At 71.4% G+C, this 17,134-nt stretch carries 15 protein-coding genes; 9 read left to right on the top strand and 6 right to left on the bottom strand.

The features are described from left to right. Positions 1-102 precede the first annotated feature (102 nt). The 6 genes from J2X36_RS08750 to J2X36_RS08725 form a co-directional block, all read right to left on the bottom strand. A complete protein-coding gene (locus J2X36_RS08750) occupies positions 103-978 on the bottom strand; it encodes an S-methyl-5'-thioadenosine phosphorylase (RefSeq protein ID WP_132249700.1) in 876 nt (291 codons plus the stop codon). 299 nt (positions 979-1,277) lie between these two features. Further along, the gene (locus J2X36_RS08745) at positions 1,278-2,174 is read right to left on the bottom strand and encodes a cytochrome c1 (RefSeq protein ID WP_132249702.1); all 897 of its coding nucleotides are present in this window, start codon (positions 2,172-2,174) and stop codon (positions 1,278-1,280) included. Between the two features lie 22 nt (positions 2,175-2,196). Next, a complete protein-coding gene (locus J2X36_RS08740) occupies positions 2,197-3,483 on the bottom strand; it encodes a cytochrome b N-terminal domain-containing protein (RefSeq protein ID WP_132249704.1) in 1,287 nt (428 codons plus the stop codon). 24 nt (positions 3,484-3,507) lie between these two features. After that, positions 3,508-4,086, bottom strand: coding sequence for a ubiquinol-cytochrome c reductase iron-sulfur subunit (petA, locus tag J2X36_RS08735; protein ID WP_310348473.1), 579 nt, complete (start codon positions 4,084-4,086; stop codon positions 3,508-3,510). Between the two features lie 269 nt (positions 4,087-4,355). After that, a complete protein-coding gene (locus J2X36_RS08730; RefSeq protein ID WP_310348471.1) occupies positions 4,356-5,795 on the bottom strand; it encodes an MATE family efflux transporter in 1,440 nt (479 codons plus the stop codon). 78 nt (positions 5,796-5,873) lie between these two features. Next, positions 5,874-7,793, bottom strand: a complete 1,920-nt coding sequence (locus J2X36_RS08725) for an ABC transporter ATP-binding protein (protein WP_310348469.1) — start codon at positions 7,791-7,793, stop codon at positions 5,874-5,876. 102 nt (positions 7,794-7,895) lie between these two features. Here J2X36_RS08725 and J2X36_RS08720 point away from each other — a divergent pair, with 102 nt between their 5' ends. The 9 genes from J2X36_RS08720 (at position 7,896) to hslU (ending at position 17,128) form a co-directional block, all read left to right on the top strand. Beyond that, positions 7,896-8,402 carry a tRNA (cytidine(34)-2'-O)-methyltransferase gene (locus J2X36_RS08720; RefSeq protein ID WP_310348466.1) on the top strand — a complete coding sequence of 169 codons (507 nt, stop codon included), beginning with the start codon at positions 7,896-7,898 and terminating at the stop codon, positions 8,400-8,402. Between the two features lie 228 nt (positions 8,403-8,630). After that, positions 8,631-9,695: a methyl-accepting chemotaxis protein gene (locus J2X36_RS08715; protein ID WP_310348464.1), complete on the top strand. Its 1,065-nt coding sequence runs from the start codon at positions 8,631-8,633 to the stop codon at positions 9,693-9,695. A 72-nt stretch (positions 9,696-9,767) separates the two neighbouring features. Next, complete coding sequence (gene hemF, locus J2X36_RS08710; RefSeq protein WP_310348461.1) at positions 9,768-10,700, top strand: oxygen-dependent coproporphyrinogen oxidase; 933 nt, start codon at positions 9,768-9,770, stop codon at positions 10,698-10,700. Beyond that, positions 10,691-11,812, top strand: a complete 1,122-nt coding sequence (locus tag J2X36_RS08705; protein ID WP_310348880.1) for an AAA family ATPase — start codon at positions 10,691-10,693, stop codon at positions 11,810-11,812. Before hemF ends, J2X36_RS08705 begins: the two co-directional genes overlap by 10 nt. Positions 11,813-11,869: 57 nt before the next feature. Next, entirely contained in the window at positions 11,870-12,265 is a 396-nt protein-coding gene (locus J2X36_RS08700) for a GFA family protein (protein ID WP_132249716.1), read from the top strand. Positions 12,266-12,363: 98 nt separating this feature from the next. Then, a complete protein-coding gene (gene hslV / locus J2X36_RS08695) occupies positions 12,364-12,900 on the top strand; it encodes an ATP-dependent protease subunit HslV (protein ID WP_132249742.1) in 537 nt (178 codons plus the stop codon). 76 nt (positions 12,901-12,976) lie between these two features. Further along, complete coding sequence (locus J2X36_RS08690) at positions 12,977-14,647, top strand: methyl-accepting chemotaxis protein (protein ID WP_132249718.1); 1,671 nt, start codon at positions 12,977-12,979, stop codon at positions 14,645-14,647. Between the two features lie 109 nt (positions 14,648-14,756). Then, the gene (locus J2X36_RS08685; RefSeq protein ID WP_310348456.1) at positions 14,757-15,818 is read left to right on the top strand and encodes a hypothetical protein; all 1,062 of its coding nucleotides are present in this window, start codon (positions 14,757-14,759) and stop codon (positions 15,816-15,818) included. Continuing rightward, the gene (gene hslU / locus J2X36_RS08680; RefSeq protein WP_132254815.1) at positions 15,815-17,128 is read left to right on the top strand and encodes an ATP-dependent protease ATPase subunit HslU; all 1,314 of its coding nucleotides are present in this window, start codon (positions 15,815-15,817) and stop codon (positions 17,126-17,128) included. Before J2X36_RS08685 ends, hslU begins: the two co-directional genes overlap by 4 nt. The last annotated feature ends 6 nt before the right edge of the window (positions 17,129-17,134 follow it).

Here is a 17,134-nt window from a genome sequence, read left to right as displayed (position 1 = left end):
CAAGGGGTTCGCGGAGCCGGCAGGAGGGCCGGCTCGCGCCTTCTAAGCATCAAAGGGCCGCCTGTCACATCGGCGGCCGGCGAAAAGGCGGGGACGCGCCGCTCAGGCGCGCAGGACGCGGCCCGCCACCGCGTCGAGCTTGGCCACCAGGGCCGGGTCGCGGTGCTGCGCCCCCGTCATGATGGCGCCGTCGAGGGCCTTGTGCGACCCGACGGGGCAATCCTCGCGCGCGGCGGGAAAGTCGCGGGCGAGCCGGGCCACGAGCCGGGCCGCCCGGTCGGCATTGGCCCGGGCCACCGCGATCACGGAGGCGACGTCGACGGCGTCGTGGCCGGGGTGCCAGCAATCGAAATCGGTCACCATGGCGATGGTGGCGTAGGTGATCTCGGCCTCGCGGGCGAGCTTGGCCTCCGGCATGTTGGTCATGCCGATCACGTCGAAGCCCTGCGCCTTGTAGAACTTCGATTCCGCCAGCGAGGAGAATTGCGGCCCCTCCATGCAGACGTAGGTGCCGCCGCGATGGACCAGGATCTCCTCGGCTTCGGCCGCCGCGATGATCCGCCTCTGCAGCCCGGGCCCGACCGGATGGGCGAGGGAGACGTGGGCGACGCAGCCATTGCCGAAGAAGGACGAGGCGCGGCCATGCGTGCGATCGACGAACTGGTCGACGAGGACGAACAGGCCCGGATGCAGCTCGTTGCGGAACGAGCCGCAGGCCGAGAGCGAGACGAGATCGGTGACGCCGGCCCGCTTCAGCACGTCGATATTGGCGCGGTAGTTGATGCCGGACGGCGAGAGCCGGTGCCCGCGGCCGTGCCGGGGCAGGAACACGACCCGGGTCTCGCCGATGCGCCCGATCCGCAGGGCGTCCGAGGGCTCGCCCCAGGGCGAGCCGATCCGCTCCTCGCGCACCTCCTCCAGGCCCGGCAGGTCGTAGACGCCGGAACCGCCGATCACCCCGAGCACCGCTGCCGTCATGCCGTCGAGTCCGTTCGTGAGGGGCGCCGCGCGCCCGTGGCCTGCGCCGCGCCGGATGAGACAGGCGGGTGGCGCCCCCTCTCCCGTCCGGGAGAGGGCTGGGGTGAGGGATCAAGCCTGTCCGGAGAGGTCGCACGCCTCGCCCGGTCCGCGTCCCGCGAAACCGGCCTCTCCCGAACGGGAGCGGCGGCCCGCGCCGGCGACCCTGCACGCGCGCGGGGCGCGCCGCAAGGGCGGCCTTCAAACGAGAACGGGCCCCGCGCGGGGCCCGTCCGGCAAGGTTCGCGTGGCCGCGCGCCTCAGTAGGTCTTGTGCAGCTCCGGCTGGAGGCCGTGAACCTCCCCGCCGACATCCGCCCAGACCCGCTTCTTGACGTAATAGAGCAGGCCCGAGAGCAGGATCAGGAACAGGATCACCCGGAAGCCCAGCGCCTTGCGGGCCATCATGTGCGGCTCGGCCGCCCAGGCCATGAAGGCGGCGACGTCCTTCGAATACTGGTCGACCGTCTCCGGCACGACCGGCTCGCCCTTGTCGTTCTTCGGGTAGGTCACCTGCCCGTCGCTGATCGGCTTCGGCATCGCGATCAGGTGGCCCGGGTAATACTCGTTGTAGTAGGTGCCGGCCGGCACCTCCTTGCCCTCGGGCGGATCCTCGTAGCCGTTGAGAAGCGCGTGGATGTAGTCCACGCCCTGCTCGCTGTAGCCGACGAAGGGCAGCGCGTCGGAGATGAACCAGGGGAAGCCGCGCTCGTAGGTGCGGGCCTTGGCCAGCACCGAGAAGTCCGGCGGCGCCTTGCCGCCGTTCGCCGCGGCGGCCGCCTGGTCGTTCGGGAAGGGCGGCGGGAAGGTGTCGGCCGGGCGGCCCGGGCGCTCGAACATCTCGCCCGAATCGTTCGGCCCGTCCTTGACCTGATAGGTCGCGGCGAGCGCCTTGACCTGAGCGGCGCTGTAGCCCGGCCCGCCCTCCTGCGAGAGGTTGCGGAAGGCCACGAGCTTCATGCTGTGGCAGGCGGCGCAGACCTCCTTGTAGACCTGGAAGCCGCGCTGGAGCTGGGCCTGGTCGAACCGGCCGAACACCCCGGCATAGCTCCACTTCTCGCGCGGAGGCTGCGGCGCCTCGGCGCCGAGCGCGGGGAGCGCGGAGGCGCCGAGAAGGGCCGCGAACAGGGAGGCGGCGAGGACGCGTGTCGTCTTCATGTCTCTCTCGTGTCCCCTGTCCTCAACCCTTGGTCGTGGGCGCGGCGGCGGCACCCGCCGGCAGCCCCGAGCCGCTCACCTGCTTGCCCGGCCCGGTGACGCTCTCCAGGATCGAGCCCGGCAGCGCCTTCGGCGTCTCGAACAGGCCCACCAGCGGCATCACCAGGAGGAAGTGGGCGAAGTAGTAGGCGGTGCAGATGCGCGCCGCGAGGACGTATCCGCCCTCCGGGGGCTTCGCGCCGAGCCAGCCGAGCACGATGCAGACGATCACGAACAGCCAGAAGAACTGCCGGTAGATCGGCCGGTAGTTGGTCGAGCGGACGCGGGAAGTGTCGAGCCAGGGGGCGAAGGCGAGGATCAGGACCGCGCCGAACATCAGGATGACGCCACCGAGCTTGTCCGGCACCGCGCGCAGGATCGCGTAGAACGGCAGGAAGTACCATTCGGGCACGATATGGGCCGGGGTCACGGCGGGGTTGGCGGGCACGTAGTTGTCGGCGTGGCCGAGGTAGTTCGGCTGGTAGAAGATGAACCACGCGAACAGGATCATGAACACCACCGTGGCGAACACGTCCTTGATCGTCGCGTAGGGGGTGAAGGGCACCGCGTCCTTGCCGGACTTGATCGGGATGCCGGTCGGGTTGTTCTGCCCCGTGACGTGGAGCGCCCAGACGTGGAGCACGACGACGCCGGCGATCATCCAGGGCAGGAGGTAGTGCAGCGAGAAGAAGCGGTTGATGGTCGGGTTGCCGACCGAGTAGCCGCCCCAGAGCAGGCTCTGGATCGTGTCGCCGACCACGGGGATCGCCGCCAGGATGTTGGTGATGACGGTCGCGCCCCAGAAGCTCATCTGGCCCCACGGCAGGGTGTAGCCGAGGAAGGCGGTGGCCATCATCAGCAGGTAGATGATGACGCCCAGGATGTAGAGCACCTCGCGCGGGGCCTTGTAGGAGCCGTAGTAGAGGCCGCGGAAGATGTGGATGTAGACCGCCACGAAGAACATCGAGGCGCCGTTGGCGTGCGCGTAGCGCAGCAGCCAGCCGTAATTCACGTCGCGCATGATGTGCTCGACGGAGTTGAACGCCTCGGTCGCGGTGGCCGTGTAGTGCATCGCCAGCCAGACGCCGGTGACGATCTGGATGCCGAGCATCGCGATCAGGATCGCGCCGAAGGTCCAGAAGTAGTTCAGGTTCCGCGGCACCGGGAACGCGATGAACGAGGAGTGGATCAGGCCCGCGATCGGCAGGCGCGACTCGAACCACTTCGCGAAGCGGCTCTTCGGGACGTAGGTGGTGGCGTGAGCGCTCATGGTGCTACCCGCATCTCCCTCAGGTCAGGCCGCGGCCTTGCCGCCGCCCTCTTCGCCGATCCGGATCTTGGTGTCGGACTGGAAGGCGTAGGGCGGGACGGGCAGGTTGCTCGGGGCGGGGCCGCGGCGCACGCGGCCGGAGGCGTCGAAGAGGGACCCGTGGCAGGGGCAGGCCCAGCCGTCATAGGGTCCCGAATGGCCCGCCGGCACGCAGCCGAGATGCGTGCAATTGCCGTAGACCACGAGCCACTTCTCGTGGCCCTCCTTGGTGCGAGCGGCGTCGGTCTGCGGATCGATCAGATCGGACATCGGGACCGCGCGGAGATCCTGGATCTCCTTCTCGGTCCTGTTGCGCACGAAGATCAGCTTGCCGCGCCAGAAGACGTTGATGATCTGGCCGTCCTGGATCGGGGCGAGATCGACCTCGATCGGCGCGCCGGCCGCGATGGTGGCGGCGTCCGGGGCCATCGAGGAGACGAAGGGCCACGCCACGGCGCCGACGCCCACGGCGAGGCCCGCTCCGGTGGCGAGGAAGAGGAAATCGCGTCGCGTTCCGTCAGCCCCGTGCGGGGCGGCAACGCCTGTGGCCGCGGTGTCTGCCAAGGTCGGAAACTCCAAGCATGCAAACGACGGGTCCGGCCGCGTCTGACCGGCGGCCGGGACCTATGAGGCTCGTGAGGAACGCCAGCCCGTGGGGGACCGAAGCATTATCGTTCTAAAGTGTGCAATGCGACCGCGCGTCGCCCGAAGTCAAGCTGACCCGCGCCGCAGCGGTGCACAATCGGCAGGATTGTGGCCGCGGCCCCCGCTCCCGGGCGAGGGCGCCGCATTCCGGGCGCGTGGCGGGCCCGGCGCGGCGCGTCGAGGCGCCTCTACCGGGCCGTCCCGATGGCCCGCCCCGGCCGCCGGAGCCCGGTGAGCCGGAACCAGCGGGCGACGAGGAGGCAGGCCACCACGAGGAGGCCCGCGCAGAAGCCGAGCCAGATGCCTTTTCCCTCGAGCCCCGCGCCCCAGGCGAGGCCGGCGCCGACCGGCACCCCGATGCCCCAGTAGCCCACGAGCGCGATCAGCATGGGCACGCGCGTGTCCTGGAGCCCCCGCAGCATCCCGAGGGCCGCCGATTGCACGCCGTCCGACACCGCGAACAGGGCGGCGAGCAGCAGGAAGCCGATCGCGGTGGGAAGGACCGCGGCGTTCTCGGGGGCCGAGAGGTCGAGGAAGAGGCCGATCAGGGTCTCGGGCAGGCTCACCTGCACCAGCGCACACAGCGCCATGAAGCCGAGGGCGAGGCCGAGCGCCACCAGCCCCGCGCGGCGGATTCCGGCCGCGTCCCGGGCGCCGTAGGCGAGGCCGACCCGCACGGTCGCGGCCTGCGCGATGCCGTTCGGCACCATGAAGCAGAAGGCCGCGATCTGGATCACGACTGCGTGCGCGGCGAGCTGCGCCGTGCCGAACAGGCCCATGCCGAGCACCGCCGCCTCGAACAGGCCGGCCTCGGCGAGGCCGGTCGCGGCCATCGGCACGCCGAGGCCGGCGAGCATCTTCAATCGCGCCGGATCGAACCGCCAGAGCCGGTGCAGCATCCGGTGCCGCCGGAAGCCCGGATCGGCCACGACCACGGCGCAGAGGGCGGCGAGGCTGAGGAAGGCGGTGAGCGTGGTCCCGAGCGCGACCCCGACCGGGCCGAGCCCCAGGCCCCCCTCGAAGGCGAGCGAGACCGCGAGGAGCACGTTCACGGGCAGCGCCGACAGGCTCACCGCGAGCGGCCAGCCCGGCCGCTGCAGGGCGGTCAGGGTCGAGCGCAGGACGAGGAACAGGAGGGCCGGCCACATCGCCCATTGCAGGCCGCGCATGTAGGTGCCGGCCGCGTCCGCGAGCTCGGCCGGCTCGCCGAGCGCGTGCAGCAGCGCGCCGGTGTGCCAGAGGAGCAGCATCAGCGGTAAGGCGGCGATCGTCGCCGCCCAGAACCCGGCCCGCACGATCCGGCGGACCTCGTCCGCGTCCCCGGCCGCGGCCGCGCCCGTCCGCGCCCGCCCCCGCGTCTCCGCGATCAGGGGCGCCACCGCCATGGTCAGGCCGATGCCGCAGATGAACAGCACGAAGTACAGGCTCGTCGCGAGCGCGCCCGCGGCGACCGGCCCGGCACCGAGGCGGCCGAGGATCACCACGTCGCTCGTCACGAGGCCGTGCTGGGCGAGGTTCGTGAGGACGAGGGGGGCGGCGAGCGCGAGGGTGGCGCGAAGCTCCGTGCCGCGGGGGCGACGGATCGCCCGTTCCCGCGCGCCGGGCGCCGCGAGGCCGAGTGCCGACATGATGTCCGAGATCCCGAGATGGCGTGCGGGCGGCGCTCCGGCCCGTCGATTCGTTGCGTGCGTCGATGGCCGGAGGGTCTAGCGCCGGACCACGTCAGGAATTCGACGCTCCTGCGCGTCGCCCGGCCCGTCTCCCGGACCGTCCCCGGAACCGTCGCCTTTGCGGTCGGCGAGGAAGCCGCCCGATTGCCGCTCCCAGAGGCGGGCGTAGAGGCCGCCACGGCGGATCAATTCCGCGTGCGTCCCCTCCTCCACGATCCGTCCCTCGTCGATGACGATGAGCCGGTCGAGGGCGGCGATGGTCGAGAGGCGGTGCGCGATGGCGAGCACGGTCTTGCCCGCCATCAGGGTGTCGAGGGATTCCTGGATCGCCGCCTCGACCTGGCTGTCGAGGGCCGAGGTCGCCTCGTCGAGGATGAGGATCGGGGCATCCTTCAGGATCACCCGGGCGATGGCGATGCGCTGGCGCTGGCCGCCCGAGAGCTTCACCCCGCGCTCGCCCACCTGCGCCTCGTAGCCGCGCCGGCCCTTGTGGTCGGCGAGGTCGCGGATGAAGCCGTCGGCATGGGCGAGGCGCGCCGCCCGCTCGATCTCGGCCTCGTTCGCCTCGGGCCGGCCGTAGGCGATGTTGTCGCGGATCGAGCGGTGCAGGAGCGAGGTGTCCTGCGTCACGACCGCGACGGCCGAGCGCAGCGAATCCTGGCTCACGCCGGCGATGTCCTGCCCGTCCACGAGGATGCGGCCGCCCTCGAGGTCGTGCAGGCGCAGGAGCAGCGAGGTGATCGTGGTCTTGCCCGCGCCGCTGACGCCGACGAGGCCGACCTTCTCGCCCGCCCGGATCGTGAGGTTCAGGTCCTCGATGACGTCGGCGTCGCTCCGGCCGTAATGGAAGTCGACGCCCTCGAAGCGGATCTCGCCGCCGGTCACGCGGAGCGTCCCGGCGTCGGCGGCGTCGACGACCGCGTGCGGGCGCGAGACCGTCTGCATGCTCTCCTGGATGACGCCGACATTCTCGAAGATGCCGCGCACCGTCTGCATCACCCAGCCCGACATGGCGATGAGGCGCAGCACCAGGGCGAGGCCGGCCGCGGCCTCCCCCGTGGTCAGGCCGTTGCGCTGCCAGAGCAGGAAGCAGACGCTGCCCGTCGCCAGGATCAGGAGGCTGTTGAGGATGCCGAGCAGCCCCGTCGTCGCCGTGACGAGGCGGAACTGGTGCAGGTAGGCCTTCGTGTGGACGTCCACCGCCTCGCGCACGGCGGCGCGCTCCTCCTGCGTGCGGGCGAAGAGCTTGACGGTGAGGATGTTGGTGTAGCTGTCGACCACGCGCCCGACGAGGGTGGAGCGGGTGTCGGCGGTGGCGTGCGAGCGCTTGCGGGCGCGCGGCACGAACCAGGCCGTGAGCGCGGCGTAGGCCACGACCCAGGCGACGACCGGCAGCGCCAGCCAGGGCGAGATCGAGCCGAACAGGCCGACCGCGGTGACGGCGTAGATCGCCACGTAGAGCAGCGTGTCGATGAAGACGACGGCGAGCTCGCGCACGGCCGGCCCCACCTGCACCACCCGGTTGGCGAGGCGGCCCGCGAAATCCGCCTGGAAATACGAGAGCGAGTGGCCGAGCGTGTAGAGATGGGCGCGCCAGCGGACCTGGTTCGTGGCCTGGGGCACGACGAGCTGGTTCGAGACGGCCTCGTGCAGCCAGATCGAGATCGGGCGCACCACCCCCACGAGCACGAACGCCGCCACAATGGCGAGGCCGTGCTCGTGCAGGACGCTCGCCCGGTCGGCGGTGCTCATCAGGTCGATGAACCAGCGCATCAGCAGGTAGAGCGAGGCCTCGATCGTGCCCGCCACGAGGGAGATGACGAGTAGCACGAGGAGCGCCGCCCGGATCGGCCGCAGGTAGAAGGCCGCGAAGCCGAGCACGGTCTTCGGCGGCATGCGCCCCTCGTCGAAGGGCGCGAACGGGTCGATGCGGCGCTCGAGCCAGTCGAGGAACATGGGGCTGGACCGGTTTCCGGGTGAGCCCCCCGATGTATGCGCTCTTGACGCTCTGCCAACCGGGCGGCCATGCCGCACGGGTCCCTGCCTCGTGACGGTTCGATGCTGCGCCTCGCCCTCTACCAGCCCGACATACCCCAGAACACCGGCACGATGCTGCGCATGGCGGCCTGCCTCGGGCTCGCCGTCGAGATCATCGAGCCGGCCGGCTTCGACGTCTCCGACCGGCACCTGCGCCGCTCCGGCCTCGACTATCTCGATCACGTGGCGATCACCCGCCACCGCTCCTGGGCCGCGTTCGAGGCGTGGCGGCGCGGGGCCGGGCACCGCCTCGTCCTCGCCACCACGCGCGGCGCCCTGCCCTACACGGACTTCGCCTTCGCCCCCGGCGACTGCCTCCTGATGGGCCGCGAATCGGCGGGCGTGCCCGAGAGCGTCCACGCGGCGGCGGATGCCCGCATCGTCGTGCCGATCCAGGCGGGGCTGCGCTCGCTCAACGTCGCGGTCTGCGCCGCGATGATCCTCGGGGAGGCGATCCGGCAGACGGGCGGCCGGCCGGGCGGGCAGATGGGCGCGGAGGGCGCTCCCAGTCCTCCGGGCACGACCTGAACCACGCGTCGCGGTGCTGCCGACGCCTTGGCCCGGGGGGAGCCGGAGCGTGAGAGCGAAAAGGTCAGGTCTGAACAGTTCCGGCGATCTCAGTTGATCAAGATGCGCGGGCTGGACGGTCATAATGTAGGCAGAGTCAGCAATCACTGCGGGCGTTATCTGATTTTTAGTCAATGAACGGCTTATCTGAGCAGTAGAGACACGCCGTCTGACCTGAAGGGCGCGCCCTTGCTCGACGCCGGCATCGCACCGATCGACGCCCCGGCGCCGGGCCTGACGACCATCTCGCGCCTCACCGCGGAGGTGAACCGCGTCGCCTGCGAGAAGATCGGCCGGATCCAGCAGATCACCTCCCAGACGAAGATGCTGGCGCTGAACGCGCTGATCGAGGCGGCGCGGGCGGGAGACCAGGGGCGCGGCTTCTCGGTCGTCGCCCAGGAGGTGCGGGCTGTCGGGGCGGAGGTCGAGGCCATCGCCCGCGAACTCGAGACCCACCTCTCCGGACGCATCGGCGAGTTGCAGCGGGCTGTCGGGGCGATGGCGGTGCGGGCGCAGGGCGACCGGCTCGTCGATCTGGCGCTCAACGCGGTCGAGCTCATCGACCGCAACCTGTACGAACGGACCTGCGACGTGCGCTGGTGGGCGACCGACGCGGCCGTGACGGATTGCGCCGCGCGCCCCTGTGCCGAGGCCGCCGCGCATGCGGGCGAGCGCCTCGGCGTGATCCTGTCCGCCTACACGGTCTACCTCGACATCTGGCTCTGCGACGCCGACGGGACGGTGCTCGCCAACGGCCGGCCCGACCGTTACCCCCGCGTCCGGGGCGCGCGCGTCGCGGACGAGCCGTGGTTCCGGGAGGCCACGGGCCTTCGCGACGGCGATTCCTACGTCTGCGCCGACGTGGCCCGCGAGGCGCGCCTCGGGGGGGCTCCCGTCGCCACCTTTGCGGCCGGCGTGCGCGAGGGCGGGCGGGCACAGGGGCGCACGCTCGGCGTTCTCGCCGTGCACTTCGATTGGGAACCGCAGGCGCGGGCCATCGTGCAGGGCGTGCGCCTTGCGCCCGAGGATCGCGGGCGGACCCGCGTGCTGCTGGTCGACGCGCATCGCCGGGTGCTCGCGGCCTCGGACGAGCGCGGGGCTCTGTCCGAGACCCTCCCCTTCGCGCCGGGAGACCGGGCGAGCGGCGTCGCGACCGATCCGCGCGGCGCGGTCACCGCCTTCCACCGCACGCCCGGCTACGAGACCTATCGCGGCCAGGGCTGGTACGGCGTCATCGTCCAGGGGCCGGCCTGACTTGGCACGTCGCGGCGGAACCTCGCTCCGCCGAATTGACGGCTTGCCCGCCGGATGGGAAAGCCTGATCCCATGACGGACGCCCCGATTCCGAAGCCCGCCCCCCTGCCCTCCGAGGGCGATCTGACCGCCCTGAAGAGCGAGGCGGCCGCCTGGTTCGCCACGTTGCGCGACCGGATCGTCGCCGCCCTCGAGGCGATCGAGGACGAGGCGTCGGGACCGTTCCATCCGGACGCCCCGGTCGAGGCGGGCCGCTTCGAGAAGACGCCCTGGCAGCGGACCGACCACAGCGGCGCGCCGGGCGGCGGCGGCGTCATGGCGATGATCAAGGGCCGGGTCTTCGAGAAGGCCGGGGTGCATATCTCGACCGTTCACGGCGAGTTCGCGCCCGAGTTCCGGGCGCAGATGCCGGGCGCGGCGGAGGACCCGCGCTTCTTCGCGACGGGCATCTCGCTCATCGCCCATCCGTGGAACCCGAACGTGCCCACGGTGCACATGAACACCCGCTTCGTGGTGACCACCAAGGCGTGGTTCGGCGGCGGGGCCGACCTGACCCCGGTGCTCGACCGGCGGCGCAGCCAGGAGGACCCGGACGCGAAGGCCTTCCACGCGGCGCTCCGCGCGGCCTGCGAGGCGCATGCCCCGGCCGCGGATTACGCCCGCTACAAGGCGTGGTGCGACGAGTATTTCCACCTGAAGCACCGGGACGAGCCCCGCGGCATCGGCGGCATCTTCTACGACTATCACTGGACCGGCGACCCGCAGGCGGACCTCGCCTACACCCGCGACGTCGGCCAAGCCTTCCTCAAGGTCTATCCCGAGATCGTGCGGGCGAACCTCGCCGCGCCCTGGACCGAGGCCGACCGGCTGGAGCAGCAGGTGCGGCGCGGGCGCTACGTGGAGTTCAACCTGCTCTACGATCGCGGCACCATCTTCGGCCTGAAGACCGGCGGCAACGTCGCCTCGATCCTGTCCTCGCTGCCGCCCACCGTCCGCTGGCCGTGAGCGACCTGCCGACGCGCTTCGCCCCGCAGCAGGACGCGGCGCTGAAGGCCATCGACGCGTGGCGAAGAGGGGGCGGCGCGCAGGTCTTCCGCCTGTTCGGCTATGCCGGCACCGGCAAGACCACGCTCGCCCGCCGCATCGCCGACGATGTCGACGGCCCGGTCGTGTTCGGCGCCTTCACGGGCAAGGCGGCCTCGGTGATGCGCCAGAAGGGCTGCCACGACGCGCAGACGATCCACAGCCTGATCTACCGCACCAAGGAGACGGACGAGGGCGGCCCGACCTTCACCCTCAACCGCTCCGGCCCGGCGGCGAAGGCCGAGCTCATCGTCATCGACGAGTGCTCGATGGTCGATTCCGACCTCGGCAGCGACCTCCTCTCCTTCGACAAGCCGGTCCTCGTGCTGGGCGACCCGGCCCAGTTGCCCCCGGTGCGCGGCGGCGGCTTCTTCACGGAGGCCGAGCCCGACGTGATGCTGACCGACGTCCATCGCCAGGCCGCCGACGACCCGATCGTCCGGATGGCCATGACGGTGCGCGAGGGCGGGCGGCTCGATCGCGGCGATTACGGCCTGAGCCGCGTGATCTCCCGGCGCGATCTCGACCCGATGATGGTGCTCGAATCCGATCAGGTCCTGGTCGGCATGAACAAGACGCGCCGCCTCTACAACAACCGCATCCGCGAACTCGGCGGGCAGACCGACCCGATGCCGGCGGTCGGCGAGAAGCTGGTCTGCCTCAGGAACGACCGGACGAAGGGGCTCCTCAACGGCTCGACCTGGACGGTGCACGCGCTCCGCGCCCCGCCGCGCCCCGACACGGTCCGCCTCGACGTGGTCCCGGAGGACGACCCGGCGCTCCGCCGCCGCCCGACCGACATCAAGGTCCTGCGCGCCGTGATGGAGGGCTCGGAGGAGGAGATCCCGGCCTTCCTGCGCCGGGAGACCGACGAGTTCACCTACGGCTACGCGCTCACCGTGCACAAGGCGCAGGGCTCGCAATGGGACAAGGTGGTGCTCTTCGACGAATCCTTCGCCTTCCGCGAGCACCGCGCCCGCTGGCTCTATACCGGCCTGACGCGCGCGGCCCAGGCGATCACCGTCGTGACCTGAGCCCGGGTTGCCGGGCCTCGGGCGGGCATGCCACACAGGCGGGGAGGAGGATCGGCGATGGTTCTGACGGGAGGTTGCCGCTGCGGCGCGGTCCGCTACGCCGCCGAGGGCGCGCCGGCCCATTCGTCCCTCTGCCACTGCGCCGATTGCCGCCGCTCGGCCGGGGCGCCGATGGTGGCCTGGGCGCTGTTCCCGCAGGAGCGCCTCGCGATCACCGGCGAGCCCGTGCGCTACGAATCCTCGCCCGGCACGCTGCGGGAATTCTGCGGGACCTGCGGCACGGGGCTCTTCTACCGGAACGAATCCATCTTTCCGGGGCAGGTCGACGTTCAGACCGCGACCCTCGACGATCCCGATGCCCTGCCCCCGCAGGCCCGAATCCAGACCGCGGAGGCGCCCGGCTGGTTCGAGCGGTTCGACGCGCTGCCCCGCTTCGGGCGCTTCCCGGGATAGGGTTGGAGCGCCGCTCCGGAGCGCCTACCTGAGCGCGGTATCGATGTCCCCGACCGGAGCGTTCCGTGCCCCATCCCGAATCCGGCCAGCCGCCGCAGATGCATGCCACCACGATCCTGATGGTGCGCAAGAACGGGCGCGTCGTCATCGGCGGGGACGGGCAGGTGAGCCTCGGCCAGACCATCGTGAAGGGCAACGCCCGCAAGGTGCGGCGGCTCGCCAAGGGCGCGGTGATCGGCGGGTTCGCGGGCGCGACCGCCGACGCCTTCACCCTGTTCGAGCGCCTGGAGGCCAAGCTCGAGCAATATCCGGGGCAGCTCACCCGCGCCTGCGTCGAGCTGACAAAGGATTGGCGCACCGACCGCTATCTCCGCCGCCTCGAAGCGATGATGCTGGTCGCCGACAAGGATGTCGGCCTCCTGCTCTCGGGCAGCGGCGACGTGCTGGAGCCAGAGGGGGGCGTCATGGCGATCGGCTCGGGTGGCAATTTCGCCCTCGCCGCCGCGCGGGCGCTCGAAGACAGCGCGCACGATGCGGAGGCGATCGTGCGCCGCGCGCTCGGCATCGCGGCCGAGATCTGCGTCTACACGAACGGCAACCTCGTCATCGAAGCGCTCGATACGGCGACTGACTGATTTTTAGTCACGTTAACCGTGTCTTGAGCAGTTTCTTGCAACGTCCGCAGGAGGGAATGCGCCTGTAGGTTGCAAAATGCAGATCAAGACCAAGATCCTCGGCTTCGTCGGAGCCTGCACGCTCGTCACGCTCACGGGCGCGGCGGTCAGTATCACCACGCTGCACACGTTCAACGATGCGATCACGGATGTGAAGCGCACGTCGGTGCACGCGCTCAACGGGGCGAATCTCAACCGGCTCGTGACCGAGGTGGTGGTGGAATCCCGCGGCATCTACGCCTCCGCGGACACGGCCGAAGCGAGGAAATACGCCGACGGGCTCATGAAGAGCCTCGCCGCGCTGAACGCGCTCCTCAAGGAATGGACGCCCCTCGTCTCCGACGCCGACCGGCCCGTCTTCGAGCAGGTTCTCAAGGACGCGGCCGCCTTCACGGCGTTGCGGTCCGAGCTGGCCAAGCGCGGCGTCGAGGTGTCGCCCAAGGCTGCGACCGAACTCGGCTTCAACGACGAGAACCGGGCGAACCGCAAGGCCTTCCAGGCCGGCGTCGATTCCCTCGTGCAGAGGAGCCGGGCCCAGGTCGAGGCGATCGACAAGGCGACCGATGACCTCTACGCGGAGCGGCTGCGTCTCCTCCTGCTCATCGCCGTCGGCGGCGCGCTGGCCTGCGCGGCGCTCGGCGGCTTCGTCGGCTACCGGCAGATCTCGCGGCCGCTGGCGGGCGTCGCGGCGGCGATCCGCCGGCTCGCCGAGGGCGATCACAACCTGCCGCCGGTGAGCCCCACCCGCGACGAGATCGGTGCGATCTGGCGCAGCATGCAGGTCTTCGCGGCCTCGATGCAGGAGACGGCGGATCTGCGCCGCAACCAGGACCTCGCGAGCAACGAGGCGAGCACCCGCAAGCGCGTCGAGATGAACGGCCTCGCCGACCGCTTCCAGGGCAGCGTCGGCGGCTTGGTGCGCACCCTCGCGGACGCGGCCTCCGAGCTGGAGCACACGGCCCGCACCCTGGCCTCGAACGCCGAGCAGACGAACCGGCAATCGAGCGCCGTGATGGCGGCGGCCAACGAGACCTCGATGAACGTCCAGGCCGTCGCCACCGCGACGGAGGAACTGGCCGCCACCGCCAACGAGATCGGCATGCAGGTCACCCAGACCTCGCAGGCCGCGTCCGGCGCCGTCGAGAGCGCGCGCCGCACCAACGAGCGCGTGCAGATGCTCGCCCGCAGCGCCTCCAGCATCGGCGAGGTCGTCGCCCTGATCTCGAACATCGCCGGCCAGACGAACCTGCTGGCGCTCAACGCCACGATCGAGGCGGCGCGGGCCGGTGAGGCGGGACGGGGCTTCGCCGTCGTCGCCGCCGAGGTGAAGGAACTGGCCTCGCAGACCGCGCGCGCCACCGACGAGATCACGGCGCAGATCGCCACCATCCAGGACGCCACGCGGGACACGGTCAGCGCCATCGGCGAGATCAGCGACACGATCGGCACGGTGCACCAGATCGCCCTCGGCGTCGCCGCCGCGGTCGAGGAGCAGCAGGTCGCGACCCAGGAGATCGCCCGCAGCGTCAACGATGCGGCGCGCGGCACGCAGGCCGTCACCGAGACGATGGCCCAGGTGCAGCGCGTGGCGCTCCAGGCCGGCAGCGGGGCGACGCAGGTCCTCGCCGCGGCGGGCGACCTCAGCCGCCAGTCGGAGACCCTCGGCCGGGAGGTCGACGGCTTCGTGAGCGGCGTGCGCGCGGCCTGAGCCCGGCCGAAAAGACGCGGCCGTGCCTTTCGGGGCCGGCCGCGGACGCTTAAATCCCCGGCAGGACGGCCGCCACCCCGGCGCGGGAGGGCGGGCAGGGGCTTGGCCGGTGGACGATTCGGATTTCCTTCAGCGCGCGGTGGCCCGCGGCATCGTGAGCGAGGCGCAGGCGGCCGCCCTCGCCGCGCTCCGCCGCGAGGGCGGCCCGGCATCGTCCGATCTCGCCGACGAGGACGAGCGCGTGCGCTTCGTCACCGGCTTTTCCGACATCTTCGTGACGATCGGCATCCTCCTGGTGCTCGGCACGACGGCCTCCCTCGCGACCGCACGCCTGGGGCCGTCCGCGGGATCGGCCCTCGTCGCGGGGCTGGCCTGGGGGCTCGCGGAGCTGTTCTCCCGCCGCCGCCGCATGGCGTTGCCGAGCATCGTCCTCCTCGCGGCCTTCGTCGGTGCCGCCTTCATGGCGGTGGGCAGCGCGATCTCGCCCGACCTGCGATTCTGGAGCGTCGTCACGGGCCGCACGGCGGCGACCGAGGCGGGCGTGCTCGCCCAGATCTGGGCCGCGCTCGCGGCCGGGGCGCTCGCCGCCCTCCTCTATCGCCGCTTTCGCGTCCCGATCACCGTCGCCGCCGGCGTCGCGATCCTCGTCGTCGGCGCCTTCGGCCTCCTCGACGCGGTCCGGCCGGACTGGGGCGGGGCGGGGCGCTCCGGGCTCGCCGCGGCCCTCGGCCTCGCGGTCTTCGCCCTCGCCATGCGCTTCGACCTGTCCGACCCGGGCCGGGTCACGCGCCGCACGGACATCGCCTTCTGGCTGCATCTCCTGGCGGCGCCTCTCATCGTCCATCCGGTGCTCGGCCTGATCCAGGCGGGCGGGACGGGTCCGGCCACGGCCTCCCTCGTCCTCGCCCTCGTTTGGGTCCTCGCCCTCGTCGCCCTCGTCACCGACAGGCGGGCGATCCTCGTCTCGGGCCTCGTCTACGCGAGCGTGGCGCTCGGGACGCTGATCCGGGAGGCGGGTTTCGCCAACGGGGCCCTGCCCTACAGCCTCCTCGTCCTCGGGCTGTTCGTGCTGGCCCTGAGCATCGCCTGGAAGGACCTGCGCCGCCTCACGCTGCGCGCGCTTCCCCCCTCGCTCGCGGCCCGTCTGCCGCACCCGATAGGAGCCCGATGACCACCTTCTCCCCCCGCGAGATCGTCTCCGAACTCAACCGCTTCATCGTCGGCCAGCACGATGCCAAGCGCGCGGTCGCCATCGCCCTGCGCAACCGCTGGCGGCGCCAGCAGCTGAAGGGCCCGCTGCGCGACGAGGTCGCGCCCAAGAACATCCTGATGATCGGGCCGACCGGCTGCGGCAAGACCGAGATCGCCCGCCGCCTCGCCCGGCTCGCGGGCGCGCCCTTCCTCAAGGTCGAGGCCACCAAGTTCACCGAGGTCGGCTACGTCGGTCGCGACGTCGAGCAGATCGTGCGCGACCTCGTCGAGGTCGGCATCGGCCTGCGGCGCGAGGAGAAGCGCCGCGGGGTCAAGGCCAAGGCGGAGGCGGCCGCCGAGAACCGCATCCTCGACGCCCTCGTCGGCCCGACCGCGAGCCAAGCGACCCGCGACAGCTTCCGCAAGAAGCTGCGCAACAGCGAACTCGACGACAAGGAGGTCGAGCTCGAACTCGCCTCCGGCCCGCCCGCCGGCCTGCCGATGTTCGACATCCCCGGCGTGCCGGGCGCCTCGATGGGGGCGATCAACCTCGGCGACATGCTGGGCAAGGCGCTCGGCGGCGCGAAGGGCAAGCCGCGCCGCGTCACCGTGCGCGACGCCTACGCACCGCTGCTCGCCGAGGAATCCGACAAGCTCGTCGACAACGACGCCCTGATCCAGGAGGCCGTCCGCGAGGTCGAGGACAACGGGATCGTCTTCCTCGACGAGATCGACAAGATCTGCGCCCGCGAGGGGCGCTCGGGCGCCGACGTCTCCCGCGAGGGCGTGCAGCGCGACCTCCTCCCCCTGATCGAGGGCACCACGGTCGCCACCAAGCACGGGCCGGTCAGGACCGACCACGTCCTGTTCATCGCCTCGGGCGCCTTCCACGTCTCGAAGCCCGCCGACCTCCTGCCGGAGCTGCAGGGCCGCCTGCCGATCCGGGTGGAGCTCGCGCCCCTGACGGTCGAGGATTTCAAGCAGATCCTCACCACGACCGAGGCGAGCCTGCTCAAGCAGACGGTGGCGTTGCTGGAGACGGAGGGCGTCACCCTCGCCTTCACGGAGGATGCGGTCGACGCGCTCGCCCGCGTCGCGGTGGAGGTGAATTCCTCGGTCGAGAACATCGGCGCCCGCCGCCTCCAGACGGTGCTGGAGCGGGTGATCGACGACATCTCCTTCACGGCGACCGACCGCTCGGGCGAGACGGTCACGATCGACGCCGCCTACGTGCGCGACCGCGTGGAGAGCCTCGCCGCGAACGCGGATCTCAGCCGCTTCATCCTCTGACCGGCC

The sequence above is a fragment of the Methylobacterium sp. BE186 genome (genome assembly GCF_031457035.1).
Lineage (GTDB): Bacteria > Pseudomonadota > Alphaproteobacteria > Rhizobiales > Beijerinckiaceae > Methylobacterium > Methylobacterium segetis.
This window is presented reverse-complemented; position numbering and strand designations above follow the sequence as displayed.